This window comes from Rhodococcoides corynebacterioides NBRC 14404, from assembly GCF_001894765.1.
GTDB lineage: Bacteria > Actinomycetota > Actinomycetes > Mycobacteriales > Mycobacteriaceae > Rhodococcoides > Rhodococcoides corynebacterioides.
This window is the reverse complement of record NZ_BCWV01000002.1, coordinates 392,814-417,479: the sequence shown is the minus strand read 5'-3', so window position 1 is coordinate 417,479 and position 24,666 is coordinate 392,814. Positions and strand designations below refer to the sequence as shown.

The following is a 24,666-nucleotide window of genomic DNA, read 5'->3' as shown; positions in this document are numbered from 1 at the left end:
CCGGCCCGTTCGTGGCTCGTCGAGTACTAGAACATGTGTTCGATTCTCGGTACGCTGGCGGCATGGACGTGGCAGCGCATCAGGTGGCAGTGAAGGTCGCGGAACTGCAGGCCGTCGCGGCGGAACTCGGCGCCCTCGACGACCATCGGGTAGAACTCGGCGCCCGCCTGGTGGACCTCGAACACTGGTTCCGACGGGTGGGCTGCGCAGAACTGTCCGACTCGGCGCTGGAGGTCTTCGCGCGGCGCTACGTCGGCCGGGTGTGCGAACTGGCGGACGGACTGCGGGAGCAGTGACGAGGCGCCTCGGCAGAGAGTAACCGTGACCTGGCGACACACCTACCGTGATGCGCGTCATGCCGACCGAGGCCGGGTGGAGTCGCCCTCAGTTCGGTGAAAAGCGCCGCGTCGCGGGCAATCATGTGAACAGAGCGGTGGCCGCCACGGCGCCGCCGACCCCATGTCAGGAGGCACTCATGATCGCATTCGCACTGTTCGGTGCGGCCGCGCTGGCCGTCGCACTGCTGTCCGGTGGACGCGATCTCGACTTCGCGGGACGCCAGACGGCGGAGCAGTATCGCCGTCGATGACGATCACCGGCCGGCGCTCGGCGGATACAGACGGGTGAAATCCCGGACTTCCGCCAGCGCCGGTTTCGGCGTGAAATCACGGCGCACGATGCCGAAGTTGTCGTCCAGAACCGACTCGTCCGTTCCATTGTCACGCACGGCGTAGACGAAGGACGGCCCCAACCACGAATTCCCGACGGTGGCATTCAGGAGAATGCGCACGGTCGACGCCTGCGCCTCCTCCGACACCGCGCCCCGGCCCGTGCCCGTCGGCGCTCCGACCGCCGTCATCCACACCGGCTTGGCGGCATCGCCGCGGGCAACCATGACGTCGCGGATCGGCCACAGCACCATCGCCGAATTCCCGTCCGCATCACCGGCCCCCGGCGCGTCGTTCGGTAGACCGGGGAACGTGAACGGGTGCACATTGAGTGCATCGGCGTACCGCACCGCTCCCAGCTCGTAGAGAGCGAGGACGAACGTCACGGCCGGGATCCCACCGGCCGCAGCGGACCCGGGTGCCATGCCGCCCGACACCACCACCGCGTCCGGATTCGACCGCGTGATCTCGCGGTAGGCCCCACGCAGCATCAGTGCGTAGACGACCGGGTCCGGTGCGGGTCGGAAGTAGGTCGCGAGATTGGGCTCGTTCCACACCTCCCACAACGAGATTCGGTCTCGGTAGCGCTCGGCGGCCGCCCCCGCGAAGTCGGCGAACAGGCGGGGGTCCGCGGGTCGCCCGTAGTCCTCGTCTGCGGCAGTGGCCACGCGGGCCCACTCGGGCGCGTACGTCACGATGCCCAGGACACACATGCCACGCGAGGTGATCGCGTCGACCATGCGGTCGGGGACGCTCCAATCGCGTGCGCCGCGAACGGGTTCGACCACCGACCAGTCCACGTCGATGCGCACGGCGAACATCCCGGCGTCCCGCGCCACATCGAGTTCCCGGGCCAGGTCGGCGTCGGAGAGCCCGCCGAACAGCGCCCCGGGTGATCCCCCCACCTGCGTGGACCCGGAGGCCGCAGTGCAGTCGGCCGGGGTCTGGGCAGCCGCGACTCCCGCGTGACCGGGCGACAACGGCGCAGACGCGGCCAGCATTGCTGCGAGGACGACGACCCCCACGCGTCCACGCCGCGGTTTCACACCATCGATGCTACCGCGACGTGTCATGGCAAATGTTCACCGCAGAATGCACGGCGCCTGCATTAGCATCGGAGCAATGACATCCGGAATGGCCGGCTTCGACGATCGCCTCAACGAGGTGCTCGCCCAGCAAGCCGACAAGAGCGGCGAGACCGTGGACGCCTACGTTCGGCGCGCCGTGGTCACGCGTTTGGTCAAGGAATTGGCGGACGACGCCGATTCCGATCTCGGCCGCATGCTGCGGTCGATGCGGGACGCGCAGGAGGCGGATCCCACCGACGGCACGGACGGCACGGACGCCGCCGACGACGGCATCCCGTTCGACTCCGTCATTCGTGACGCCGGCCGCCTGCAGGCGCTTCGCGACACCGGCCTGCTGGACACCCCGCCCGATCCGAAATACGACCGACTGGTCGCCATGGCGGCGGACGCACTCGGTGTTCCGATCGCGGCCGTCTCCCTGGTCGACGACAAACGGCAGTTCTTCAAGGCGGCAGTCGGTCTCGGCGAGGGCGACGACCGACTGACCGAGATGCCCGTGGGCCGATCGGTGTGCCGTTACGCGGTGGAGTCCGGCCAACCGCTGGTGGTGGAGGACGCTCGCACCGACGAACTGTTCGCGGACCATCCGGGTGTCCTGGACAAGACCTGGGTGTCGTATCTGGGCATTCCCCTGCTCGACGACGGCGGCCATGCGCTCGGCACTCTCTGCGTGTGGGATCAGGAACCTCGGCAGTGGACCACCGGGCATATCCAGATTCTCAAGGACTTGGCGTGGATCGTGCGGGAACGGATCCTCGGCTGACCGCACCGTTCGACGCGGAGCCGAATTCGAACTCGAATGTCTGTCGGTCGGTTTTTTTCTCGTAATGGCGTCGTGACCATTCATATCCGTGTCCCATCCTTTATGGGATAGGCTACGAATTGCACGAAGGTCATCGTCGAACCCGGACGGAGAACAGCTGGTGTCCGACATACTGGAGTCGCGAGAAACGCTGTCGGACAACGGCTTTCCGGCGGCCGGGCCGGGAGTCCACTCGCTCGCCGATCGGCTGCGAGCCGACCCGGCCTACACCGCACTGTCGGTGGCCGGAGACGTCGTGGCCGCCGTTCTCGCCATCCTCGTCGCGCGGAACTGGCCGGGCTCCGACGGCACCGACTACGGCTGGGTTCCGTGGCTCTTCGTCCCGCTCCTGCTGCTCCTCCTCGCGTCGCGCTCGATGTACCGCCGCGGCCTGCGGCGGAACTTCCTCGACGAGATCGGGCCGGTGCAGACGTCGGTCGCCCTCTCGGTGCTGCTGATCCTGGCTCTCCTCATCACGCTCGGCACCGAGTACCGCCCCGGCGCGTTCATGGTGCGGGTCTGGATCGCCGCCGCCGTCCTGGTGGCCCTGGCCCGCTTCCTGCGGACGACGATCCAGCGTTATCTCCGCGTCCGGGGGGCGTCGAAGGCGCCGACGTTGATCGTCGGTGGCGGGCCGATCGTGCACCAGCTCGCCGCCCGCATGAAGCAGTTCCCCGAGTACGGCCTGGACCCGGTCGGCGTCCTGGACAGGGCGCCCGTCCACGGCGTCCCGTCCGATGCTCCGGCAGAGTTCACCGTGCCCTACCTCGGACTGCCGAGCGACCTCGACGCCGCCGTGAAGGCCACGGGGGCAGAGGAACTGATCGTGGCCTTCGCCGATGTTCCGACGGAGCAGTTGGTGAAGACGATCCGGGCGGCGCATCGCCACAAGATGCGGGTCTGGGTGGTTCCGCGTCTGTTCGACACGGTGGGCGTGCGCACCCGCGTCGAACACCTCGGCGGTCTCCCGCTCATGGTTCTCCCGCATGTCGACCCCAAGGGCTGGCAGTTCCTGGTCAAGGGGGCCATGGACCGCACTCTGGCCGGCCTGGGAGTCCTGGCGCTCTCCCCCGTCTTCCTCACGTTGGCGATCCTGGTCAAACTCAGCTCCCCGGGCCCGATCTTCTTCTCGCAGGAGCGCATCGGCCGCGACGGGGTTCCGTTCGGCTGCCTGAAGTTCCGGTCGATGCGACCGCCGCGCGCCTCCGACGCCGACTTCCAGCTGACCGAGGGGGCCGCTCCCGGTGGCGTGGAGGGAGTGGACAGGCGCACGAAGATCGGCAAGCTGATGCGTCAGACCTCCCTGGACGAGCTGCCTCAGCTGCTGAACGTGCTGCGGGGCGACATGTCCCTGGTGGGGCCTCGTCCGGAGCGACCGGCCTACGTCGACCTGTTCGAGATGCAGATCCGCCGCTACGGCGAGCGGCATCGCGTCAAGGCCGGTGTGACCGGGTGGGCTCAGGTGCACGGCCTCCGCGGGCAGACCTCGATCGCGGACCGCGCCGAGTGGGACAACTACTACATCGAGAACTGGTCGCTCGCACTCGACGTCAAGATCCTGTTCCTCACCGTGGCGGCCGTGTTGAAGAAGGCCGAGGACTGACGGTGGTCCGGTGATCACCACGGCGATCGCCGTCCTCGCCGCCCTGGTCGTCGCGATCGTCGCCGTGATCGTGGCCAGAGCGGTGTATTTCCGCCCGCAGCTCGGCGTCCTGCTGCTGGCGGCGTTCGTTCCGCTCAACGGTCTCCTGGTGATCCTGCCGCTGCCGGGGTTCGTCTCCGGGTGGAAGGAGGGCCTGCTCCTCTACACCCTGATCTGCGCCTGGATCCGTCGTCGTCGCGTGCGGGCCGGCGAGTCGGCCGCTCCGACCATCCTGCTGCCCTGGTGGCCGGCAGCGGCGGTGTTCGTGGTCTTCGGCGTCGCCTCGGCCCTGCTCTCGTTCGGCGTCATCGGGTTCGTCGGCATCAAGGTCACGTTCTTCTACCTGCTGCTGGTCGTCGTCCTGTGGCTCGCGCCGTTCGACGCGCGCGACCGGGACCGGCTGGTGAGCGTCCTCATGGGCATGGGCGCCTTCACCTCCCTCGTCGGCATCGCCCAATTGCTCGCCGGCCCGGCCTTCCTGGTCTCGCTCGGCTACGAGTACGGCACCCAGGTCCGCACGTCCGGCGGGTTGCTGCGCGTGTTCTCCACCTTCAACCTGCCCTTCCCGTTCGGCCTGTACGTGATGCTCTCGCTGCTCGTCGGCGGTGCGGTCGCGCTGGCGAATCCGTCGCGTCGACGGAACCTGCTGTTCCTGTGCTTCGCCCCGGTCATGGTGGTGGCCATGTCCACCGCGATCGTCCGCGCGGCCCTCCTGGGCCTCGCGGTCGGCGCGATCTACATGATCGTCATCCGCTTCCGCGCTCTCGCCGCTCCCGTGATCGCGGTCGCCGTGCTCATCGGGGCGATTCTGCCGTTCGTCCCCAAGATCACGTCCGTCTTCTTCTCCTCGTCGAGCCTGAACGAACGGTCCGGCCGGTGGAACGAGGTCATCGAGAAGATTCGGACCCACCCGTTCGGGGAAGGCCTGGGGTCGAGCGGTGCTGCCGCGGACCGGATCTCGACGGCGCAGGGCACCGTCTTCCCCGGGCTGTCCACCAATTACCAACCGGACAACTACTACGTGAAGACGGCGCTCGAGCTGGGACCGATCGGTCTGTGGGCCGTGATCGCCCTGCTGCTGTCCTCGCTGCTCTGGTGCACCCGACTGTCCCGCACCCTGCCGGGCCAGGACGGCGCGCTCACGCTGGGCGTCGGAGCGTCCATCGTGGCCTCGCTCTTCGCGTCCCTGGTGGCGACGTACTTCGAGATCTTCCCCATCGACGTGTATTTCTGGCTGTTGTTAGGAGTAGTGGGATGCGCCGCAGCACAACACGAATCGTCTACGGGGCGCTCGCCCTCCGACCGGGCGGCTCCGGCGTCCAGACCTACATTCGCGAGCTCCTGAACGAGCTGCCCGGCAAGCTGCCGGGCACCGAGCTCGCGGCGGTGGTGCAGAAGGACGCCGTCGGCGATCTGCCCGCCGGTATCGAGCCGCTGCCGCGGCCGGTGAGCGACGGCGTCGTCCGAGCCGCCCTGGGTGCGTTGCCCGTCGGGGCGCACGACATCGTCCACGGTCTCGACGTCGACCTCCCGTTCGGCACGCGCGGCGCGACGGTGGCGACGGTGCACGACGTGTCCGTCATCGACATGCCGTCGGCGTCGTCCCGGCTACGCGCCGCAGGTGAACAGCGCTTGGTTCGTCGGTCGCTGCGGCGAGCGGACCTGCTGATCGCGGTGTCCCGGTTCACCGCGGACCGCATCGAGGCCGTGTCCGGCCGTCGCGCCACCGTCGTGGAGCTGGCCCCCGCGGCCTGGGCCACCCCGCCGACGCCCGCCGCGGTGGAGGCGGTGCGGGCCAAGTACGGACTCCCGGAGACCTTCGTGATGCAGGTCGGCACGGTCGAGCCCCGCAAGAACGTCCAACTGGTCGCCGACGCCGCCGAGCAGCTCGGGGTGCCGTGTCTGTTGGCCGGGGCCGGGTCGACCGGGCCCTCGAAACCGCGATACGCGACGGGACTGGGGTACGTCGACGTCGAGGATCTGCCCGCGCTCTACGCCGCGGCGACGGTCACCGCCTACGCCTCCCGCTACGAGGGCTTCGGGTTGCCGCCGGTGGAAGCGATGGCCTGCGGTGGCGCCGTCGTCGCCAGCGCGGTCGGTGCCCTGCCCGAGGTGGTCGGCAAGGGCGCGGTGCTGCTCGAGAACGAACGCCCCAGCGCCTGGGCGGAAGCGATGGGGCCGTTGCTGTTCGACGAGACCGCCCGCGCCGACCTCGTCGCCGAGGCGGGCCGCGCCATGGCCGACCTGACCTGGGAGCGGACCGCCGAGCGCACCGTCCAGGCCTACCGCGACGCCGGTCTGATCGCCTAGGACCACGGCCATGGACGAGAATCCCGATCAACTGCCACCGGACGTCACCGCCGAGGCGGAGCGCACGTCCCCGGACTACCGCGCGCTCGCCGCCGACCCGAAGGCCGCGGCGCGCGCCACCGCTGCCGTCCTGGCGTCGCGCGTGATCGTCGCCGGTCTGGGCTGGGCCGGCAGTGTCATCGTCGCCCGATCGCTCGGCGCCGAGGAGTGGGGCCAGTTCAGCTTGGTCTTCGCCCTGCTCGGCCTGATGTCGGTGGTGACCGACCTCGGTGTCGGACGTGTGGTGCTGGCCAAGTTGATCGACGACGATCCCGACGAGATCGCCCGCACCGCATCGTCGTTCCTCGCCTTGCGTACCGTCCTCGGACTCGTCGGCTACGTCCTGGCGGTCGGGTACGTCCTGGTCCTCGGCTATCCGAGCGAGGTGATCCTGGCGACCGTGCTCGGCGGCCTGGTGGTGGTGTTCGCGACGCCGTCGCACGCGTTGTCCGTGCTCTTCCAGGCTCGCCACCGCATGCTGCTGGTGGCGGTGGCCGAATCGGCCGGCCAGGTACTCCAACTCGGTCTGACGGTGCTGGCCGCGGTGTTCGCCCCGACCCTGCTGATCTTCGTCCTCCCCGCGGTTGCCAACGAGGCGTTCCGCGTGGTCACCAAGGGCCTGGCCGTGCGTCGTCGGTCCGTCGGACTCCGCCCGTCCCGGCACCTCGACGTCCACCGGTGGGGGCCCTATCTGCGCGAGGCGATTCCGCTCGCGATCGGATTCGCCCTGACGATCGCGATGCTGAAGATCGACGTGCTCATGCTCAGTCTGCTGGACACGTTCGACGCCGTCGGCCTGTACTCCATCGGCTACAAGTTCTCCGACATGATGGACACCATCACGCTCGCGGCCGTGGCGCCCGTGAGCACGCTGCTCGTGGCCGCGTGGCCGACGGAACTGCCGACCTTCCGGAAGCGAACCCGCACCGCTGCACTGGCGTTCACGACGTTCGGCGGCGTCGCGGTGGCGGCGTTCTGGCCGTCCGCCGACCCGCTGATCCGCCTGCTGTACGGCGACCGCTTCGTCGCCGGCGCCGATGCCGCGAGGTTGCTGGTGCTCGGCGCCGCGGTGATGAGCCTGATCCTGCTCGGCGTGTTCCTGCTGGCGTCGGCGTCGAAGCAACGCCACTACCCGGCCGTCGCCCTCGCCGGACTGGTCCTCAACGTGGTGCTCAACCTGATTCTGATTCCCCGCTACTCGTACACCGGATCCGCCGTCGCCACGGTGGCCACGTTCGCCGTGACCGTGGTCGCGCTGTGGGTGGTCATCGGCCGGACGATGCCGGTGTCCGGGTTGCTGCCCGTCGCGCCGATCGGCGTGGTCGCGGTCGTCACCGCCGCGGTGGCGGTGGTGGGGTCCCTGCTCGAATCCGCCGCTCCCGCCTGGTGGTTCCCCATCTCGATGGTGGGCGCCGCCGTCGTCGGCGGCACGGGATTCCTGCTGCTGCGGAGGCAATCGTGACAGCGCCGGTGATCCTGGTGGCCCACACCGCCAACGTCTCCGGTGCGGAGAAGATGCTGCTCTCCGTTCTCGGCGAAGCCCGCCGTGCCGGACGTCCGGTGACGGTGCTGTGCCCGTCGGGCGCCCTCGCCGACGCCCTGCCCGACGAGGTGCGGCACGTACCGATCCCCGACCTCGGCCTCGGTGGCCAGGGCGGTGTCGCGCGTATCGCCGCCGCCGGACGCATGCTCGCGCGGTGGGCGACCGCCGCGCGCGTCCTCCGGCGCACCGCGCGTGCGGACGCATCCGCCACTCGGCCCGTAGTCGTGATCAACTCGCTCTTCGCCCTACCCGCGGCGCGACTGGCGGGTCGCGGCGGCGGACTTCCCGGCGGGGTGTCCTGGCTGGTGCACGACGCGGTGCCCGGCGGTCGGCAGCGTGCGGTCATGCGACTCGGGCTTCCGGGGATCGACCGCGTGGTCGCCTGCACGGAAGCCGCTGCGGCACCCGTCCGGGCCCTGGGCGCCGACGTGCGGGTGGTGCCGTACGGGGTGCGATGGCCGGTGGCGGACTTCTCCGGCGCGCGCCACCGTCCCCCGGTCGTCGGGATGCTGGCCCTGCTCACGCCGTGGAAGGGACACCGAGTTCTGCTCGACGCCGTGGCTCGGTTGGACGACGTCATCGTGGAACTGGCCGGCGGCAGCTTCTCCGGCGATCAGGCATACGCGGACGAGTTGCGTTCGCGGGCAGCGCAACCGGATCTGGCCGGCCGCGTGCGCTTCCTCGGGCACGTCGATCCCGACACGGTGATGGCCGAGTGGGACGTGGTCGTGTCGTCCTCGGTGCTGCCGGAGGCCGGTCCGCTCTCCGTGCTCGAGGCCATGGCGCACGGCCTGCCCGTGGTGGCCTCCGACCACGGCGGCCCCACCGAATTCCTCGCCGACGGTGCGGGTGTGCTCGTTCCGCCGGGTGACGCCGACGCCCTCGCGCGGGAGATCGCGGCGCTCCTCGCCGACGACGAACGCCGGGCGACGATCGGTGGTCGCGCTCGCGCCGCCGTCGCCGACCGTCACGACGTGGCGACGACGCTCCCGAATCTGGTGGACGCTCTGACGGCGGTGGCCCGATGACGATCAGCCGCACGAGTACCGAACTCGGTCGACTCGGCCGTTTTCCCCACCGTTTCCGACCGGCCGCCGACGGCGTGCCGGCGACGCGGTTCGCCTCCCGCAGAAGCCCTGTGGCGCTGCGTAGTATCGGCCGTGCACACGTTGTCAACCGCGCGACACCGTGCGACGCTGCGCGGCACCGTGCAACACGGAGACCAGTGACGGACAACCCCGGGAGATTCGGTTGGCGCCCATAGACGATCCCGTTCACCGCGGTGACGTGCCGCCGCCGATCGATCTGGCCGGGCACATGAAGGAGCTGGGGCGCGCCGTGGTGCCCGCCCTGCTCATCGCGCTGCTCGTCGGCGCCGGCGTCTACGGTCTGCGCGCGTTCGCCACCGAGAAGCAGTACGCCGCCACGATCACCACCGAGATCGTGCCGTCGGGCGAGGTCATCCCCGGCGACGCGTTCATCGAGCAGCTCCGCGCGCCGTTCATCGGGCTCGCCGCCGACAACGACGTCCTGCAGCAGGTCGTGTCCCAGACCGACACCGGCTGGACCGCAGCGGAACTGGCCTCGCACCTCGAGCTCGCCCCGGGGACGTCGCCGGCCCTGCTCGACTTCACCGTCACCGCCGACTCCCCCGAGCAGGCGCTCGACGTCGCCCGCACCACGGTCACCACCGTGGCGCAGGCGGCCGGCGCCAACGCCGCTCGGGATTCCCAGAGCAGCCTCGAACAGGTCCAGGCCTCCATCGCGGCCGAGGAAGCACGCATCGCCCAGCTGATCCCGGGCGATCCGTCGCGGACGGCCGCCGAGCAGTCCCTGACGCAGCTGCGGGACCAGGCGACGCAACTGCAGACCACGGGAACCGGTGACCGCCTGGTGGTGCTCGCCGTGCCGGAACCCAGCGACACCCCGGTCTCGCCGCTGCCGGTCTCGGAGGCCTCGGTGGCCGCGATCGCCGCGTTCATCGTGGCGGCCGAACTGATCGTGCTGTTGCGCAGCCGCATCGGGCGCAAACCCGGCCGCGCCTGGGCGCGCCGCGTCGCACGCAAGCACAGCGCCCGCTTCGACCCCACCGTCCGCGAGGGCCTCCCGCCGGTGGTCGCCGCTGCCGTCGCCACAGCGGAACGCGGCAACGGCAGCGGCGCACGTCACGCGCGACACAGCTCGTCGGCCACCATCCTCGTTCTGGTCGGGGACGATGCCCGGTATCCCGCTCCGCTGTCGACGGGCCCGGACGGGCACGCCCGCCATCCCGACGCCCTGGTGGGTGCCGACCTCACGGGTCAGTGGTGGACCTACGTCGACGCGAGCAGTGTCGACACCGCCGTCGTCCTCGTCTCGGAGGGAGGGTCGGACCGCAAGGCCGCCGAGGCGGCGCTGCGCCGACTGTCCGAGTTCCAGATCCCCACCCACCTGGTGGTCCAACCAGCCGGCAGCGCGAGTCGGCCCGCTCCCGCGTCCGTGCGACGCCCCGACAGACAGGTCGAGGACAATGCCCACCGATCGTAGAATCGCCGTCGTCCACGAGCGGCTCACCGAGATCGCCGGCTCCGAGCACGTCGTGGAACAACTGTCGATCCAGTGGCCGCAGGCGCAGGTGTACGCACCCATCGCGCGCCCGGAAGGCATTCCGGCCGGGCTGAGTTCACCGCCCCACACCACGTGGCTCAACCGCATCTACGACGGCATCGGGCAGCGCTCGTACGCTCCGGTGCTGCCGCTCATGCCGCTCGCGTTCCGACGTCTCCCGCTGCGCGACGTCGATGCCGTCGTGGTCAGCCACCACGCGTTCGCGACGCAAACCGTGCACGCCACGAACGCCCCGGTGATCGCGTACGTGCACAGCCCGGCGCGGTGGGCCTGGGACAAGGAGCTGCGCGCCGGCGAGGGCGGCGGCAAGGCCGGCGCGGCCATTCTCACCGGCCTGTCCGCCGTGGCCCGACGCTGCGAGATCGGCGCTGCACCCCGGCTGCGCACGGTGGTGGCCAACTCGTCGGCCGTCGCCGAGCGCATCGCGAACTGGTGGGGACGTGACGACGCGCTCGTCGTGCACCCGCCCGTCGACACCGAGGGCTTCACCCCGGATCCGTCCGTCGAGCGGGAGGACTTCTTCCTTCTCGCCGGCCGTCTGGTCCCCTACAAGCGACCCGACATCGCCATCCGTGCGGCCGCGAAAGCCGGTGTGCGCCTGGTGGTCGCGGGTGACGGCCGCGCGATGGACCAGTGCCGCGCCCTCGCGGGCCCGGACACCGAGTTCCTCGGCCGGGTCTCGCACGAGACCCTGCTGCACCTGCACCGCAGCTGCCGCGCACTGGTCATGCCCGGCATCGAGGACTTCGGCATCGTGCCGGTCGAATCGATGGCGACGGGCACCCCCGTGATCGCTCTCGGCGAGGGCGGCGCCCTCGACTCCGTCCTCGACGGCCGGACCGGCATCCATGTCGCGCCGGGCTCCGACGACAAGATCGTCGACGGGTTCGCCGAGGCGATGCGATCCTTCGATCCGGCGACGTTCGATCGCCACGACATCCGGCAGTGGGCGGAAGGCTTCTCCCGAGCCGAGTTCCGTCGCAAGATGCAGGAGGTCGTCGATGCCGCGCTCTGAGCGACCCCGGTACGCCTCCACTCCCCTCGATCGCACGTTCGTCCCGGCTCGGTCCATCGCGGTGCTCGGGCCGATCACGGGAGTGACCGTCGACGCGGTGCGCGGCGTCCTGACGGCGGCCCGGTCGGCCTCCCCGACACCCCGCATCGCGCTCGATCCTCGCGCGGACCAGCGCATCTGGACGTATCGGGACGACATCGCCGGTGGGGTCGCGGTGACCGCACGGCCCGATCTGCCGACCGACGATCTCGGCGAGCTCATGAACCGCATCCGCGAGCGCGACGGCGCGCGACTGCCCGTCGAGGTGGTCCTGTGCGGGGACTACGTGGCGGTGGACTATTCCCACGGGGTAGGGGACGGGCAGTTCGGCACGCTGCTCGTCGGAGTCGTCGCCGGTGATCCCGACGGCACTCTCGCCCCGACCCTCGCGCCCGCCCTGCCGACCGACGCGACCCGGCGCGCCTTGTGGCGGCATTTCCGCGAGAATCCGCGCGCCGCACGTGATCTGCTGCGAGTACGCGCGGAGCACGCGCGTCCCGACACCGCCGACGAGGGCCTGCCCACCCGCACCGTCGACAACTGGGTGAAGACCAAGACGTGCCGTGCCGAGTTCATGCCCCCCGAGGTCTCGGCCGCTCTCGAGGCCTGGGCGCGTGAGCACGCGCCGGGCGCGACGGCGGCGTCCGTCACCGTCGCGCTGGTGAACGCGGCGCTGCGGGCCGAGCAGGTGGCGCTCGACGATCACGTGATGATCCTGTTCAACTGCCGGCGCTACCTCGCCGAGCGGGACCGGGCAGGCCACGGCAACTTCGCGATCGGCATTCCCGTGCGGCTCGGTGCCGGTGCGACCCCGGGTCTGGTCGCCACGGTGATGAAGGACGTCATCGACTCGGGGTGGCCTCTGGCCGTCCTCGGGGCCTCGGAGGCGAAGAGCGCGCTGACCCGGCACCGGATCGCGCCGGTGGCGGACGACACCGGCCCCGTCACCGTGCCGAACCGACTTCGCCTGGCGGTCAGCGATCTCGGCAACCTCACCGGCCTCTACCGCCACCTCGATTTCGAGCACGACGACCGCCCGGTGCAGATGACGGCGACGCTCGAACCCGACGGTCCGGACGGCATCACCGTTCTGGTGTCCCGCCTGAACAAGGGACGGACGCTCGCCGCGACCTTCTGCGCCGACATGATCGATCCGGACGTGGTCACGCGAGCACTGCGTCGAGCGTGCCTCGATCCCGTCGCACTGCTGCGTCACGGGGAGTGAGCCGTGACGTCGCCGGTTCGGGTGCTCGCCGCGGTGGCGACGCTCGTGCTGGTGGCGTCCTGCTCGTCCGGTGGGGAGGCATCGCCGCCGACGCCGACCACCGTGTCCCCGGCCGCCGCGGACCCCGGTGAACTGCTCGAGCCGCCGACGGAGTTCGTCGGGTACTCCGCGCTCGACGAGTTGACCTCCGCGGCGGTCACGGTTCGCTATCGCTCCACGTCCGCGCGGGACGGCTCGCCGACGGCCGTGACCGGAGTGGTGTTCGTGCCCAACGGAACTCCACCCGACGCGGGCTGGCCGGTGGTCGCCATCGGGCACGCGACCTCGGGGACGGCCAGTCGGTGCGCCCCGTCCACGCACATGGGCCTGCTGGGCACCCTGCCCTCGTTGCTGCCGTTCCTCGCGAACGGTTACCTCGTCACCATGACCGACTACGAGGGACTCGGCACCGCGGACGAGCATCCCTACCTCGACGCCCGCACGGCCGGGTACAACGTGCTGGACTCGGTGCGTGCGGCGCGGGCGGTGACTCCCGACGCCGGGGCGCGCTGGGTGGGCTACGGCGTCTCACAGGGCGGCCAGGCCGTCTGGGCGGCCAACGAGGCGGCGGCGAACTACGCCGGGGAACTCTCGCTGCTCGGCACCCTCAGCGCGTCACCGGCCACCGACCTGTCCCCCATCGTCGACGAGATGGTCGCGGGCACGCTGACCGAGGAACAGATCGTCGTCCTCCCGTCCCTGATCACGGGCATGCAGGTGGTTCATCCCGACCTCGTCCGATCCGACTATCTCCGTGGGCAACTCGGGGATCGCACCGACGTGTTCGCCGCGTGCGAGGGCGAGAACACCGCGCTGCAAGCCGACATCGCCGCACGCACGACACCGGCCGACTACGCACCCGTGGACGACGCTGCGGCGGACCGTCTGCGTGGCTGGTTGCGCGAGGCCCGGGTCCCGACGTCGCCCGCCTCGGCGCCGATGTTCGTCGGCTACGGCGAGGAGGACCGACTGACGTTGCCGCAGTGGACGATCGACGCCGCGCGCGACGCGTGCGAGCTGGGGTCGACGGTGCTGCTGCGGGGCGCACCCGGCCAGGGACACGGCATTCTCGACTTCGGCGCGGCTCCGGCCGAGTGGTTCCGCGACCGGTTCGCCGGACTGCCGGCGCCGACGTCGTGCGCCGAGGTGCGCTGACCCGCCCGGTGTCGCTACTCGCGCCACTGCTCCGATGGTGTCGCTACTCGCGCCACTGCCGCTCGAAGGGCAGGCGCCAGGTGTGCGGGGCGACCAGACCATGAATCGCGTTGGGCCCCCAGGACCCCGGCTGATACGTCCGCACCGGCGGCGGGTTCTCCACCAGTGGCGCGGAGACCTCCCACAGCCGTTCGATGCCCTCGGCCGTGGTGAACAGCGTGTGGTCGCCGAGCATCGCGTCGAGGATCAACCGCTCGTAGGCCTCGAGCGCGTCGTCGGCGGACTCGGTGTCCTCGAGCGCGAACTGCATGCTGGCCTTGTCCAGGCGCATACCGGGGCCCGGACGTTTGCCGTAGAAGGACAGCGAGACCTTGGAATTGTCCGTCAAATCGAAGGTCAGATGATCCGGACCCTGAGCTCCCACACCGGAATTCGCCGGGAACATGGACTTGGGCGGTTCCCGGAACGCGATGGAGACGATGCGCTGGCCCTCCGCCAACCTCTTCCCGGTCCGTAGGTAGAACGGCACCCCGGCCCAACGCCAGTTGTCGATGTGCACCCGCAGCGCCACGAAGGTGTCGGTCTCCGAGTCCGGCGCCACGCCCTCCTCGTCGCGATACCCGGCGTACTGCCCCCGTACGACGTCGGTCGGCTCCACCGGCAGCATCGACCGGAAGACCTTGTTCTTCTCCTCGCGGATGGCGTCGGGTTCCAGGGCGGTGGGGGCCTCCATCGCCACGAACGCCAGGACCTGGAACAGGTGGGTGACCACCATGTCCTTGAACGCGCCGGTGGCCTCGTAGAACCCGATGCGGCCGTCGAGACCCAGCGTCTCGGGCACGTCGATCTGCACGTGTTGGATGAACGTGCGGTTCCAGATGGGTTCGAACAGGCCGTTGGCGAAGCGGAACGCCAGGATGTTCTGCGCCGGCTCCTTGCCCAGGAAGTGATCGATGCGGAAAATCTGGTCCTCGGAAAAGGTCTCGTGCACCGCGGCGTTGAGCTCACGGGCGCTCGCGAGGTCGGTACCGAACGGCTTCTCCATCACGATGCGGGACCGCTCGACCAGCCGAGCCCGATCGAGCATCTCGACCACCGACAACGCGGCAGCCGGCGGAACCGACAGGTAGTGCAGTCGCTCCACCCGCGTCTCGCCGCTCCCGTCCCCACCGTCGGCGCGCAGCGCCTCCTCGGCCCGGTCGACCGCCGCGGCGAGGGCCTCCGGGCCGTCCTGCTGCGAGACGTAGGTAAGGCGTCCCTCGAACCGGTCCCATTCCTCCTGTGACGGCGACCGCGCCGAGAACGTCTCGACCGCCGTCTCGGCCATCGCCCGGAACTCCTCGTCGGTCATCGCCTCGAGCGAGGTGCCCACGATGCGCAGGCGGGGAGCCAGATCGGACAGAACCAGGTGCATCATGCCCGACAGCAGCTTGCGTTTGGCCAGGTCACCGGTGGCTCCGAACAGAACGACCACCTGCGGGCAGGGCGCGGACATCGGTGGATCGATCCTCGAGGGCGTCACCGCTCACATGGTTCCACAGACCCCGAGGCGTGGGCCGGTCGTCGGATCGTCACCCGGGGGTCCGCGAACGCTTTACACTGTACGAGTACCGATACGGGAGGGGAACGCACAGAACCATGGCCGGGATGTTCACACCGGTCGCACCGCGCATGACGGTCGACGCAGCATGACGACCCGGGACGAGTTGTTCCCCGGCACCGATCCCACGGCGACCGCGCACCGCGAGTTCGACTGGTCCTCCACCTCGCTCGGGCCCGTCGAGCAGTGGCCTGCGGCCCTCGTCTCCGCCATCCGCACCGTGTTGCCCTCCGAGGTGGGGATGCTGCTCTGGTGGGGCGACGATCTGGTCCAGATCTTCAACCACGCCTACACCCCCATGGCCGGCGAGCTGTTTCCCAAGGCAGTCGGTCAACGGGCGGAGGACTGCTGGCACTTCGCGTGGGACGCCATCGGCCCCCTCGCGGACGAGGCGTTGGGCGGTACGGCCGTCCATCGACGTCGCGAGCGGTTCCTGCTCGACCGCTTCGGCTATCCCGAGGAAACGTATTTCACGTTCTCCTACAGCCCCATTCGCGGCGAGGGCGACACCATGAACGGCGTCTTCGTGGCCACCTCGGACGTCACGCAGGAGGTGCTCACCGAGCGCCGCCTCGCGACGCTGCGGGACCTCGGCACCGTCTCCGTCACCGCGGCCGCCGGCGTCGACAGCGTCTGCCGCGCGGTGCTGTCGCGGCTGTCGGAGAACCGGGACGACGTCCCGTTCGCCGCCGCCTACCTGGTCGGCGACGACGGGTTGCGGGAGGTGGCGTCGTTCGACACCGCCGACGCGGTCCTGAGCACCACGGACCTCGGCGACGTTGCGTCCCGCGTCGCCGCGTCGGGGGTCGCCGAGACCGTCACGGTCGGTCCGACGTCGGCCCTGGTACAGCCGCTGCTGGCGTCGTCGGACGCGCCCACGGGCGTGCTCGTCACGGGAACCAGCGAACTGCGACGCGTCGACGACCACTACCGCGTCTTCCTCGAACTCGTGGCCGGGCGCATCACCACCGCGCTCACCGATGCCCACTCCTACGCGGCCGAGCGCCGCCGCGCCGCGCAGCTCGAGGAGCTGGATGCGGACAAGACCCGCTTCTTCGAGAACGTCAGCCACGAGTTCCGCACACCCCTGACCCTCCTGCTCGGGCCGCTCGATGCCGTGCTGTCCGAGGCGGCCGACCACCTCGACGACCGCCACGTCCAGGCTCTGCAGTCGGCCCGTCGGTCCGCCCTGCGCCTGCAGAAGCTCGTCGACACGCTGCTCGACGTCGCTCGCGCGGACGCCGGGGAACTGCGACCCCGCCCGGAACCGACGGATGCCGCCGCCCTGATTCGCGACGCCGTCAACCTGTTCCGAGACAGCACCGATCGCGCCGGGGTGGAGTTGACGATCGACAGCGACACCGGGGGCACCCTGCTGGATCTCGATCGCACGCTGTGGACCCACCTGGTGATGAACCTGGTGTCCAACGCCGTCAAGTTCACCACCCGGGGATCCATTCGCGTCACGTTGCGCGGCCCCGTCGCAGAGGTGGACGGGGCACGCCGCCTCGTCCTCGAGGTCGCCGACACCGGACCCGGCGTCCCCGAGGCGGACCGGGGGAAGATCTTCGAGCGCTTCTACCAGGTGGCCGGGGTGTCCGGCCGCAGTCGGGAAGGATCGGGTGTCGGGCTGTCCCTGGTGTCGGACATCGTCGCAGCCCTGGGCGGCACCGTCGAGGTCACTGACAATGCCCCGCACGGAACGGTGTTCACCGTCGTGGTTCCGACGACGACCGCCGACGCCGAACCGGACACGGTGGCGCCGACCGACCTGGTCACCGATCTCGGAGCGCGCTACGTCGGCGAGGCCGAGCAGTGGCGGCCCATCGACTCCGACGGGACCCGATCGACGCAGGCCCCGCCGACGGACGGGCAACGACGGGTCCTCCTGGTCGAGGACAACGCCGACATGCGCCGCTACGTCACCGGTCTGCTCGAGGACCAGGGCTGGCACGTCGCTGCGACCGACGAAGTCGACACCGCTCTCGCGACCGCGCGGGCGACTCCGCCCGACATCATCGTCAGCGACATCATGCTGCCGGGACGCAGCGGACTGTCGCTCGTGGACGAGGCACGCTCGGACGGGCGCTTGGTCCGCGTGCCGATCGTGCTCGTGAGCGCCCGCACCGGGTCCGCGCAGGTGATCGAGGGCCTGCGCATCGGGGCGGACGACTACGTGGTCAAGCCGTTCCAGCCGGCGGAGTTCGTGGCCCGGGTGCGGGTGCATCTGGAGCTGGCGCGACTGCGCGAGCAGTTGCTGGGCGACGCGCAGCGCGAGATCTCGTCCCTGCGGATCGCCTTGGACAGTCGCAGTGTGCTGAGCCAGGCGGTGGGCCTGATCATGGCGCAGGAGAACGTGGGTCCGGACCGCGCGTTCGAGATCATCGCCAAGCGCAGCCAGACCGACAACGTGAAGGCCCGCATCCTCGCCGCGCAGGTGGTGGACGACTTCGTGCGCGAGCTGGGCTGACCCCGGCAGGCCCGATGACCGACCGCAAACCCCACGACATCTCGATCGAGACCTGGGTCGACCGGCAGATCCGGTCGGCGCAGGAGGCGGGTGCGTTCGAGAACCTGCCCGGGGCGGGCAAGCCGATCCCCGCGTCGAGTACCGACGAGTTGGCCTGGGTGCGGGGATATCTCCGGCGGGAGAATCTGCCGTCCGACGCGCTGCTCCCCACCCCGCTGCGGCTGCGCAAGGAGATCGAGAACCTGCGGGACACGGTCGCGGGTCTCCGCACCGAGGACGCCGTGCGGGCCGAGGTGCGCGAGCTGAACCGGCGCATCATGGACTATCTGCGCATCCCCGTCGGGCCGGTGATCCCGGTGTCGCGGGTCGACGTCGACGCCGTTGTCGCGCAGTGGGTTCGAGACCGGGACGCGCTGGCCCGCGCTAGGGCGGAGGCGCGGCGCGTGCAGCCAGCACCCGCTCCGTCACCGGCTCGACGAAGCGGGCTGCGATGGGGCCGACGACGGCCATGATCAACACGTAGGCGGTGGCGAGGGCGGCCAGATCGGGCGGGACCGCACCTGCCGCGACCGCGAGACCGGCGATGACGATGGAGAATTCGCCCCGCGCGATCAGGGCGGCTCCGGCGCGCATCCGGCCGAGCGGACCGACGCCGAGACGGCCGGCGGCCCAGGCGCCGGTGATCATCTTGGTGACCGCGGTCAGCACGGCCAAGGCGGCCGCGTAACCCAGTACGGGTGGAATCGCGCGAGGGTCGGTGTTGAACCCGAACACCACGAAGAAGACGGCCGCGAACAGATCCCGCAGCGGTTCCAGGACGCGGGTCGCCGCCTGCGCGGTGGTGCCGGACACCGCGATGCCGAGCAGGAACGCCCCGACCGCGGCGGACACCTGCAGGGCGGACGCGAGTCCGGCGACGAGCAGCGCGGCCCCGAACACCTTCAGCAGCATCACTTCTCGGTCCGGGCCGGCGAGCAGCGCGGACACCACGCGCCCGTACCGCAGGGCCACGAGAAGCACCACGGAGACCACCAGCAAGGAGATCCCGACGGCCTCGGCACCTCCGAGGAGCGTCACGCCGCCGACGACGGCGGTGAGCACGGGGAGGTAGAGCGCCATGGTGAGGTCCTCGAAGACGAGGATCGACAGCACCACGGGCGTTTCCCGGTTTCCGAGGCGACCGAGGTCGGTGAGCACCTTCGCGACGATGCCCGACGACGAGATGTACGTGACGCCCGCGAGCACCAGGGCGCCGACCGGACCCCACCCGAGCATCAGGGCCACCACCGCGCCGGGGCCCGCGTTGAGGACGATGTCCACCACGCCCGCGATCCACGAGCGGCGCAGACCCGTCACCAGTTCCGCCGCCGTGTACTCGAGACCGAGGAGCAGGAGCAGCAGGACCACGCCGATCTCGCTGGCGAGTTCGGTGAACTCGTCGATGCCGTCGAGGTCGATCAAGCCGCCCTCGCCGAAGAACAGGCCCGCCACCAGATAGAACGGGATCGGCGAGAGGCCGATGCGCGAGGCCAGACGGGCGAGCAGGCCGAGCGCGAAGAAGACCGCCCCGAGCTCGGTGAGCCCCAGCGCGGTCTCCCCCACGGTCAGCAGCCGAGAATCTTGGCGGCGTGATCGAGCCCGTCGGTGGTGCCGACGGCCACCAGCAGGTCACCGGCGACCAGGGTGAAGTCCGGAGCGGGCGACGGCTGCACCTGCCCGGCCCGCATGACCGCCACCACCGACACCCCCGTGCGGGTGCGCATCGCCGTGTCCCCCAGGGTCCGGCCGTCGAACCGCGAACCCTCCTGCACGGGAAGCTGCCGCGTCCGGATGCCGGGGAGCTCGCGGTGTTCCTCGCCGAGCTGTGCCACGAGCTGCGGCGCACCGAGCAGGTTGCCCAGTGCCGCCGCCTCCTCGTTGCTCAGAGTGATCGACGCCTGCGTGGTGTCCGGATCGTCGCGCTTGGACACGATCAGCTCGTTGGTGCCGTCCTTGCGGGTGATCACCCCGATGCGCCGACCACCGGCCAGCGCGAAGTCCTTCCGCACTCCGATCCCGGGCAGCAGGGTGACGTCGACGTTCATGCGGCGATGCTAGCCCTCACCGCGGCGCCGTCAGCGTGGATCGACCGGCCTCACCGCGGATCGACCAGCCCCAGCCGAACGGCCTTGACCAGCCGTCGGGGAACGCGGTGGGTCACCCCGTCGACCGTCACGGTCACCAGGTCGGGCGGCGTCGCCTTCCACTGGGCGCGTCGGCTGCGGGTGTTGGACCGCGACATCTTCCGCTTCGGAACGGCCATGGCTCAGCGCCGCTTTCCGTAGCGCCGCTCGAACTTCTCCACGCGGCCCTGAGTGTCCATGACACGAGCGGCGCCCGTCCAGAACGGGTGCGACTCGTTGGTGACGTCGACGACCACCAGCGGGTAGGTGCGGCCGTCGGTGTACTCGACGGTGCGGTCGCTGGTCACGGTGGACCGAGTGAGGAACATCGAGCCGGTGCCCGAGTCCTGGAAGACCACCGGGTGGTAGTCGGGGTGGATGCCGTTCTTCATTCGCGTGCCTTTCCGGTGTTGCGCGGGAGGGTGGATTCGGTGGTGCTCGTGCGGGAGTCGTCTGTCTCGCACGGGTCCTCGTGGTACTGGCCGAACGGGTCGTCCCAGGTGGTCCAACTCTCCGGATCGGCCAGTTCGACATCGGTGAGCAGCGCGTCGGTGAGGACGCGATGCACGTGCTCGGGGTCGGCGCCGGCGAGCAGCACGACGAGCGATTGGGCGCGGTCGCCGTACTCGTCGTCCCACCCCAGCGCGGCCATCGCCCGGCGGGCGACCGACACGTCGTCGTACTCGGTAGGGTCCATCGCTGCGAGCCACCGCCCGGCGGCGGCGATGCGGAGACCGCCGCCGGCGGACTCGAGCCAGAGCACCGCGTCGGGCTGCGTGGCCACCCAGAGTCGGCCGCGGGCGTGGACGACGTCGTCGAGCAGGACGTCGACCGCCTCGTGGAGTCGGCCCGGATGGAACGGACGGCGGTCGGCGATCTCGAGCAACTGCACTCCGCAGTCCTCGGTGAGCGGCGGGGCGCCGTCGAGCAGCGGGGCGTGCGCGTCGTCCACCGCACCGCGACGCGACCACGCCGGCACCCGCGCGAGCAGGCCCGTCGGGGTCTCGCTCGGCAGGATCCAGGCAGTCGCGGCGCGGGGTGCGAGTCGGTCGAGGACGGCGGTGAGCCGGGCCGCGGCCCAGCGGTCGGGAGCGGTGTCGGCGACCACCACCACGTCGGCGTGCCGGACGTTGCCGACGGTCACCTGCGCGACGGTGCGGTCGTCGTACGCCGACATCGGCTCGTCGCCGGTCGCGTCACCGAGGAACGACGCCGCGTCGACGCATCCGATCACGGCCTCGATCCGGACGTCGTGACCCGCGGGGGCGTCCACCCGGCCGACCATGCCCGTGACGACGGTGTTCTCGATCGCCCAGCACAACGCCTCCGCTTCCAACAGAGGGTCGAGGCGCACGACGATGCGGCGCACCGCGGCGTCGTCGGCGAGCGTGCGCAGCAGCGGCAGCAGGTCCATGCGCAGCATGCAGTCGACGCAGCAGCCCGCGACGCCGAGGGCGACGTCGCGCACGCGGGCGTCCCCGTCGGCGTCGACGCGCGTGGTGCGTCGGGTGACGACGCCGGCCTCGACGCCGCTCAGATCGTGGTGGACGACGGCGGTGCCGGGCTCGGCGAGGGACGTGGTCACGGCCTCGAGCGGCCCGCGCGGTCCGCAGACCAGCACGAGCGGGGTGCGATCGACCGTCATGGCATCCTTTCGACAACGATTGTCATTACCGTCGGTTCAGCGTACAGTCCAGAGACCGAAACGACAATCGTTGTCGACAAGGGAGGCTCGATCATGTCCGCGCACTGCGACGTCACCGGACGCGCACCCGGCTTCGGAAAGTCGGTGTCGCATTCGCACCACCGCACCTCACGACGCTGGAACCCCAACATCCAGAAGAAGACGTACTTCGTCCCCAGCCTCGGCCGCCGCGTCACCCTCACCGTGTCCGCCAAGGGCATCAAGACCATCGACCGCGACGGCATCGACGCCGTGATCGCTCGGCTGCGCGCCGACGGACGGAAGGTCTGAGATGGCGAAGAGCACCGACATCCGGCCCATCGTGAAACTGAAGTCCACCGCCGGGACCGGCTACACCTACGTCACCCGCAAGAACCGACGCAACGACCCCGATCGGTTGGTGCTGAAGAAGTACGACCCCGTCGTGCGTCGGCACGTCGATTTCCGCGAGGAGCGCTGATGGCCAAGAAATCCAAGATCGCCCGCAACGCCCAGCGCAGCGTCGTCGTCGAGCGGTGGGCCGAGCGTCGTCGCGAACTCAAGGAGACCATCCGGCGCCCCTCCACCTCGGACGCGGACCGCACCGCCGCCCTCGCCGCCCTGCAGCGTCTGCCGCGTGATGCGAGTCCGGTACGATTGCGCCGACGCGACGCTGTGGACGGACGCCCTCGCGGGCATCTTCGCCAGTTCGGATTGTCCCGCATCCGCGTTCGCGAGATGGCACACCGTGGAGAACTCCCCGGCGTCCACAAGAGCAGCTGGTGACAGCGCACGCACCGACACGAGCCGGGAAGTAGGAGCACCACATGGCAGTCAAGCGAGGCCCGTCCAAGAAGGACCGCGCCGAGGCGAACCGCAAGCCCAAGAAGAACCCGCTCATCGCGGCGGGCATCACCGAGGTCGACTACAAGGACGTGAACCTGCTCCGCCAGTTCATCTCCGACCGCGGCAAGATCCGTAGCCGCCGCGTCACCGGCCTCACCCCGCAGCAGCAGCGGCAGGTCGCCACCGCCGTGCGCAACGCCCGCGAGATGGCGCTGCTGCCGTTCACCACTCGGTGACACCGACGACGTAGGAGGGTGTGGCCGGCGACGTGTCGGGGGTAGTCGCCGGGTTCACCGTCATTTTCGTGGTGATCGCCGTGGGCTACGTCGTGGCCCGCACCGGGGTGCTCGGCGCCCACGGCGAGTTCGTCCTCGGCCGCACCGTCTTCTTCGTCGCCACCCCGGCGCTGCTGTTCGACACCCTGTCCACGTCCGACCTGTCGGTGGTCTTCTCGTCCACCCTGGCCATCACCGCAGCCAGCGCGTCGGCGATCGGTGTGCTCGCCTTCGTCGTCGCACTCGTGCGGCGACGCCCAGCCCCCGAGGCCACGGTCGCCGCCCTCTCCGCGTGCTACGTCAACGCGGCCAACCTCGGCATCCCCATCGCGGTCTTCGTGCTCGGCGACGCGTCCTTCGTCGCCCCGTTGCTGCTCTTCCAGATCATGGTGCTCTCCCCCGTCGCGCTCGGCATTCTCGACGTCACGACGTCCCCCGGGCGGGCCTCGGCCCTGTCGATCGCCGCTGCGCCGTTCACCAATCCCATCGTGCTCGCCGGGCTCGCCGGCCTCGCCCTCGCCGTCACCGGGGTCACCCTGCCCGCGCCGGTCGCGGAACCGTTCGCCCTCCTCGGCGCCGTCAGCGTTCCCGGAGCTCTCCTCGCGTTCGGCATGTCCCTGCGCGGTGCACGCGTGCTCCAGCGCGACGGAGACACCGCGCGATCCGACGTCCTGCTCGCAGCCGGACTCAAGACCGTCGCCCTGCCCGTCCTCACCTACGTCCTGGCGCGGTGGGTGTGGGGAGTCGAGGGCGAGCAACTCTTCGCCGTCGTCGTCATCGCCTCGCTCCCGACGGCGCAGAACGTCTTCGTCTACGCCTCCCGCTACGGCCGCGGCGTCGTCCTCGCCCGCGACACCGGCTTCGTCACCACCGTGCTCGCCATCCCCCTCATCGCCGCGGTGGCTGCACTCCTCACCTGAGGCGCGAAAGGTCTTCCGCGCTGTGACGAAGGCGCGCCCGCACGCGGCCGCGCTCTCGCACGGACGCGCCCGCGAGCGGCCGCGCTACGGTGGAGGTCATGAAGGCGCTCGCGGTCGGACTGCTGCTCTGCCTCGCGCTCGCCGCCTGCAGTTCCGGATCCGCCGACCCCGCCGACCCCGAGGGCCCCGGAGCGAGTCCCACCGACATGGTGCCGGTGCCCGGCGCCCCGCCCGTGCCGCACGAGGTGCCGATCGACCGGTCCGGCACCGCGTTTCGCCCCGACGCGGACCTGGTGATGGCGCAGTCGACTCCGTTCGAGGCCTGGACGCCCCTGTCCGGCAACCGAATCGCGGTCCACTTCGTCACCGGCTCTCCCGAGTGCTACGGCGCGGACGCGACCGTCGCCGAGACCGAGCAGGACGTGACGATCACCGTCCGCACCGGTCGCCTCGCGTCCGCGCAGGACAAGGCCTGCATCATGATCGCCGTCGTCGGCACCATGGAGCTCGACCTCTCCGCCCCGGTGGGCGACCGCACCGTCCGAAACGGAACCTGAC

At 70.4% G+C, this 24,666-nt stretch carries 26 protein-coding genes; 19 read left to right on the top strand and 7 right to left on the bottom strand.

From position 1 onward, the window contains the following. Window positions 1–62: 62 nt before the first annotated feature. Window positions 63–296 carry a hypothetical protein gene (locus RC2_RS03335; RefSeq protein ID WP_068147411.1) on the top strand — a complete coding sequence of 78 codons (234 nt, stop codon included), beginning with the start codon at window positions 63–65 and terminating at the stop codon, window positions 294–296. A gap of 296 nt (window positions 297–592) precedes the next feature. On the opposite strand, the gene RC2_RS03330 is transcribed toward RC2_RS03335, so the two are convergent. Next, window positions 593–1,714 (bottom strand): glycoside hydrolase 5 family protein, encoded by a 1,122-nt coding sequence (locus RC2_RS03330; protein WP_139277255.1) that lies wholly within the window; start codon window positions 1,712–1,714, stop codon window positions 593–595. 76 nt (window positions 1,715–1,790) lie between these two features. Between RC2_RS03330 and RC2_RS03325 the strand changes: the two genes are divergently transcribed. The 10 genes from RC2_RS03325 to RC2_RS03280 all read left to right on the top strand — a co-directional run bounded on the left by RC2_RS03325 (window position 1,791) and on the right by RC2_RS03280 (window position 14,172). Next, entirely contained in the window at window positions 1,791–2,519 is a 729-nt protein-coding gene (locus RC2_RS03325; protein WP_068147406.1) for a GAF domain-containing protein, read from the top strand. A gap of 190 nt (window positions 2,520–2,709) precedes the next feature. After that, entirely contained in the window at window positions 2,710–4,161 is a 1,452-nt protein-coding gene (locus RC2_RS03320; RefSeq protein ID WP_068147549.1) for a sugar transferase, read from the top strand. A 10-nt stretch (window positions 4,162–4,171) separates the two neighbouring features. After that, entirely contained in the window at window positions 4,172–5,545 is a 1,374-nt protein-coding gene (locus RC2_RS03315) for an O-antigen ligase family protein (protein WP_068147404.1), read from the top strand. Then, a complete protein-coding gene (locus RC2_RS03310; protein WP_068147401.1) occupies window positions 5,455–6,510 on the top strand; it encodes a glycosyltransferase family 4 protein in 1,056 nt (351 codons plus the stop codon). Before RC2_RS03315 ends, RC2_RS03310 begins: the two co-directional genes overlap by 91 nt. A 10-nt stretch (window positions 6,511–6,520) precedes the next feature. Then, a complete protein-coding gene (locus RC2_RS03305) occupies window positions 6,521–8,011 on the top strand; it encodes a flippase (RefSeq protein WP_072681040.1) in 1,491 nt (496 codons plus the stop codon). Then, on the top strand, window positions 8,008–9,120 hold the full coding sequence (locus tag RC2_RS03300; RefSeq protein WP_072681038.1) for a glycosyltransferase family 4 protein: 1,113 nt from the start codon (window positions 8,008–8,010) through the stop codon (window positions 9,118–9,120). Before RC2_RS03305 ends, RC2_RS03300 begins: the two co-directional genes overlap by 4 nt. Before the next feature lie 259 nt (window positions 9,121–9,379). Then, window positions 9,380–10,618 (top strand): YveK family protein, encoded by a 1,239-nt coding sequence (locus RC2_RS03295; RefSeq protein ID WP_072681036.1) that lies wholly within the window; start codon window positions 9,380–9,382, stop codon window positions 10,616–10,618. Beyond that, window positions 10,602–11,714 (top strand): glycosyltransferase, encoded by a 1,113-nt coding sequence (locus tag RC2_RS03290; RefSeq protein ID WP_068147391.1) that lies wholly within the window; start codon window positions 10,602–10,604, stop codon window positions 11,712–11,714. Before RC2_RS03295 ends, RC2_RS03290 begins: the two co-directional genes overlap by 17 nt. Further along, a complete protein-coding gene (locus RC2_RS03285; protein ID WP_068147388.1) occupies window positions 11,701–12,978 on the top strand; it encodes a hypothetical protein in 1,278 nt (425 codons plus the stop codon). The genes RC2_RS03290 and RC2_RS03285 overlap by 14 nt, the downstream gene beginning before the upstream one ends. Before the next feature lie 3 nt (window positions 12,979–12,981). Beyond that, entirely contained in the window at window positions 12,982–14,172 is a 1,191-nt protein-coding gene (locus RC2_RS03280; RefSeq protein ID WP_082895448.1) for a lipase family protein, read from the top strand. A 43-nt stretch (window positions 14,173–14,215) separates the two neighbouring features. Here the strand turns inward: RC2_RS03280 and zwf are convergent, their stop codons facing one another. Next, window positions 14,216–15,667 (bottom strand): glucose-6-phosphate dehydrogenase, encoded by a 1,452-nt coding sequence (zwf, locus tag RC2_RS03275; protein ID WP_068147386.1) that lies wholly within the window; start codon window positions 15,665–15,667, stop codon window positions 14,216–14,218. 193 nt (window positions 15,668–15,860) lie between these two features. Between zwf and RC2_RS03270 the strand changes: the two genes are divergently transcribed. Both RC2_RS03270 and RC2_RS03265 read left to right on the top strand, forming a co-directional pair. After that, the gene (locus tag RC2_RS03270) at window positions 15,861–18,242 is read left to right on the top strand and encodes an ATP-binding protein (protein ID WP_068147383.1); all 2,382 of its coding nucleotides are present in this window, start codon (window positions 15,861–15,863) and stop codon (window positions 18,240–18,242) included. 14 nt (window positions 18,243–18,256) lie between these two features. Further along, window positions 18,257–18,754, top strand: coding sequence for a DnaJ family domain-containing protein (locus RC2_RS03265; RefSeq protein ID WP_068147382.1), 498 nt, complete (start codon window positions 18,257–18,259; stop codon window positions 18,752–18,754). Here RC2_RS03265 and RC2_RS03260 read toward each other — a convergent pair. Genes RC2_RS03260 through mrf form a run of 5 tightly spaced genes read right to left on the bottom strand, consistent with a single transcriptional unit; the run spans window position 18,666 to window position 22,049 of the window. Further along, on the bottom strand, window positions 18,666–19,844 hold the full coding sequence (locus RC2_RS03260) for a cation:proton antiporter (RefSeq protein ID WP_068147379.1): 1,179 nt from the start codon (window positions 19,842–19,844) through the stop codon (window positions 18,666–18,668). The two genes, RC2_RS03265 and RC2_RS03260, sit on opposite strands and share 89 nt — an antisense overlap. Window positions 19,845–19,846: 2 nt before the next feature. After that, the gene (locus RC2_RS03255) at window positions 19,847–20,326 is read right to left on the bottom strand and encodes a cation:proton antiporter regulatory subunit (protein ID WP_068147376.1); all 480 of its coding nucleotides are present in this window, start codon (window positions 20,324–20,326) and stop codon (window positions 19,847–19,849) included. A 50-nt stretch (window positions 20,327–20,376) separates the two neighbouring features. Further along, complete coding sequence (gene rpmF, locus RC2_RS03250) at window positions 20,377–20,544, bottom strand: 50S ribosomal protein L32 (RefSeq protein WP_068102716.1); 168 nt, start codon at window positions 20,542–20,544, stop codon at window positions 20,377–20,379. Window positions 20,545–20,547: 3 nt separating this feature from the next. Next, window positions 20,548–20,796 (bottom strand): type B 50S ribosomal protein L31, encoded by a 249-nt coding sequence (locus RC2_RS03245; protein WP_068147374.1) that lies wholly within the window; start codon window positions 20,794–20,796, stop codon window positions 20,548–20,550. Next, window positions 20,793–22,049 (bottom strand): ribosome hibernation factor-recruiting GTPase MRF, encoded by a 1,257-nt coding sequence (mrf, locus tag RC2_RS03240; protein ID WP_068147370.1) that lies wholly within the window; start codon window positions 22,047–22,049, stop codon window positions 20,793–20,795. Before mrf ends, RC2_RS03245 begins: the two co-directional genes overlap by 4 nt. A 93-nt stretch (window positions 22,050–22,142) precedes the next feature. Here mrf and rpmB point away from each other — a divergent pair, with 93 nt between their 5' ends. The 6 genes from rpmB (at window position 22,143) to RC2_RS03210 (ending at window position 24,665) form a co-directional block, all read left to right on the top strand. Further along, the gene (gene rpmB, locus RC2_RS03235; RefSeq protein ID WP_068102722.1) at window positions 22,143–22,379 is read left to right on the top strand and encodes a 50S ribosomal protein L28; all 237 of its coding nucleotides are present in this window, start codon (window positions 22,143–22,145) and stop codon (window positions 22,377–22,379) included. 1 nt (window position 22,380) lies between these two features. Further along, window positions 22,381–22,548 carry a 50S ribosomal protein L33 gene (gene rpmG, locus RC2_RS03230; protein WP_068147367.1) on the top strand — a complete coding sequence of 56 codons (168 nt, stop codon included), beginning with the start codon at window positions 22,381–22,383 and terminating at the stop codon, window positions 22,546–22,548. Then, window positions 22,548–22,853, top strand: coding sequence for a 30S ribosomal protein S14 (gene rpsN / locus RC2_RS03225; protein WP_068102725.1), 306 nt, complete (start codon window positions 22,548–22,550; stop codon window positions 22,851–22,853). The genes rpmG and rpsN overlap by 1 nt, the downstream gene beginning before the upstream one ends. Window positions 22,854–22,894: 41 nt before the next feature. Continuing rightward, on the top strand, window positions 22,895–23,149 hold the full coding sequence (gene rpsR, locus RC2_RS03220) for a 30S ribosomal protein S18 (protein ID WP_068102727.1): 255 nt from the start codon (window positions 22,895–22,897) through the stop codon (window positions 23,147–23,149). Window positions 23,150–23,181: 32 nt separating this feature from the next. Continuing rightward, window positions 23,182–24,108 (top strand): AEC family transporter, encoded by a 927-nt coding sequence (locus tag RC2_RS03215; RefSeq protein ID WP_068147541.1) that lies wholly within the window; start codon window positions 23,182–23,184, stop codon window positions 24,106–24,108. Between the two features lie 98 nt (window positions 24,109–24,206). After that, entirely contained in the window at window positions 24,207–24,665 is a 459-nt protein-coding gene (locus RC2_RS03210; protein WP_068147538.1) for a hypothetical protein, read from the top strand. The last annotated feature ends 1 nt before the right edge of the window (window position 24,666 follow it).

What these genes read in the sequence shown, in the direction of transcription:
- rpmG (WP_068147367.1), top strand. Translation starts at nt 22,381, where the DNA reads ATGGCGAAGAGCACCGACATCCGGCCCATCGTGAAACTGAAGTCCACC.
- rpsR (WP_068102727.1), top strand. Translation starts at nt 22,895, where the DNA reads ATGGCAGTCAAGCGAGGCCCGTCCAAGAAGGACCGCGCCGAGGCGAAC.
- RC2_RS03335 (WP_068147411.1), top strand. Translation starts at nt 63, where the DNA reads ATGGACGTGGCAGCGCATCAGGTGGCAGTGAAGGTCGCGGAACTGCAG.
- RC2_RS03285 (WP_068147388.1), top strand. Translation starts at nt 11,701, where the DNA reads ATGCCGCGCTCTGAGCGACCCCGGTACGCCTCCACTCCCCTCGATCGC.
- RC2_RS03255 (WP_068147376.1), bottom strand. Translation starts at nt 20,326, where the DNA reads ATGAACGTCGACGTCACCCTGCTGCCCGGGATCGGAGTGCGGAAGGAC.
- RC2_RS03245 (WP_068147374.1), bottom strand. Translation starts at nt 20,796, where the DNA reads ATGAAGAACGGCATCCACCCCGACTACCACCCGGTGGTCTTCCAGGAC.
- RC2_RS03310 (WP_068147401.1), top strand. Translation starts at nt 5,455, where the DNA reads ATGCGCCGCAGCACAACACGAATCGTCTACGGGGCGCTCGCCCTCCGA.
- RC2_RS03290 (WP_068147391.1), top strand. Translation starts at nt 10,602, where the DNA reads ATGCCCACCGATCGTAGAATCGCCGTCGTCCACGAGCGGCTCACCGAG.
- rpmB (WP_068102722.1), top strand. Translation starts at nt 22,143, where the DNA reads ATGTCCGCGCACTGCGACGTCACCGGACGCGCACCCGGCTTCGGAAAG.
- rpmF (WP_068102716.1), bottom strand. Translation starts at nt 20,544, where the DNA reads ATGGCCGTTCCGAAGCGGAAGATGTCGCGGTCCAACACCCGCAGCCGA.
- zwf (WP_068147386.1), bottom strand. Translation starts at nt 15,667, where the DNA reads ATGTCCGCGCCCTGCCCGCAGGTGGTCGTTCTGTTCGGAGCCACCGGT.
- RC2_RS03265 (WP_068147382.1), top strand. Translation starts at nt 18,257, where the DNA reads ATGACCGACCGCAAACCCCACGACATCTCGATCGAGACCTGGGTCGAC.
- RC2_RS03210 (WP_068147538.1), top strand. Translation starts at nt 24,207, where the DNA reads ATGAAGGCGCTCGCGGTCGGACTGCTGCTCTGCCTCGCGCTCGCCGCC.
- mrf (WP_068147370.1), bottom strand. Translation starts at nt 22,049, where the DNA reads ATGACGGTCGATCGCACCCCGCTCGTGCTGGTCTGCGGACCGCGCGGG.
- RC2_RS03305 (WP_072681040.1), top strand. Translation starts at nt 6,521, where the DNA reads ATGGACGAGAATCCCGATCAACTGCCACCGGACGTCACCGCCGAGGCG.
- RC2_RS03270 (WP_068147383.1), top strand. Translation starts at nt 15,861, where the DNA reads ATGACGACCCGGGACGAGTTGTTCCCCGGCACCGATCCCACGGCGACC.
- rpsN (WP_068102725.1), top strand. Translation starts at nt 22,548, where the DNA reads ATGGCCAAGAAATCCAAGATCGCCCGCAACGCCCAGCGCAGCGTCGTC.
- RC2_RS03325 (WP_068147406.1), top strand. Translation starts at nt 1,791, where the DNA reads ATGACATCCGGAATGGCCGGCTTCGACGATCGCCTCAACGAGGTGCTC.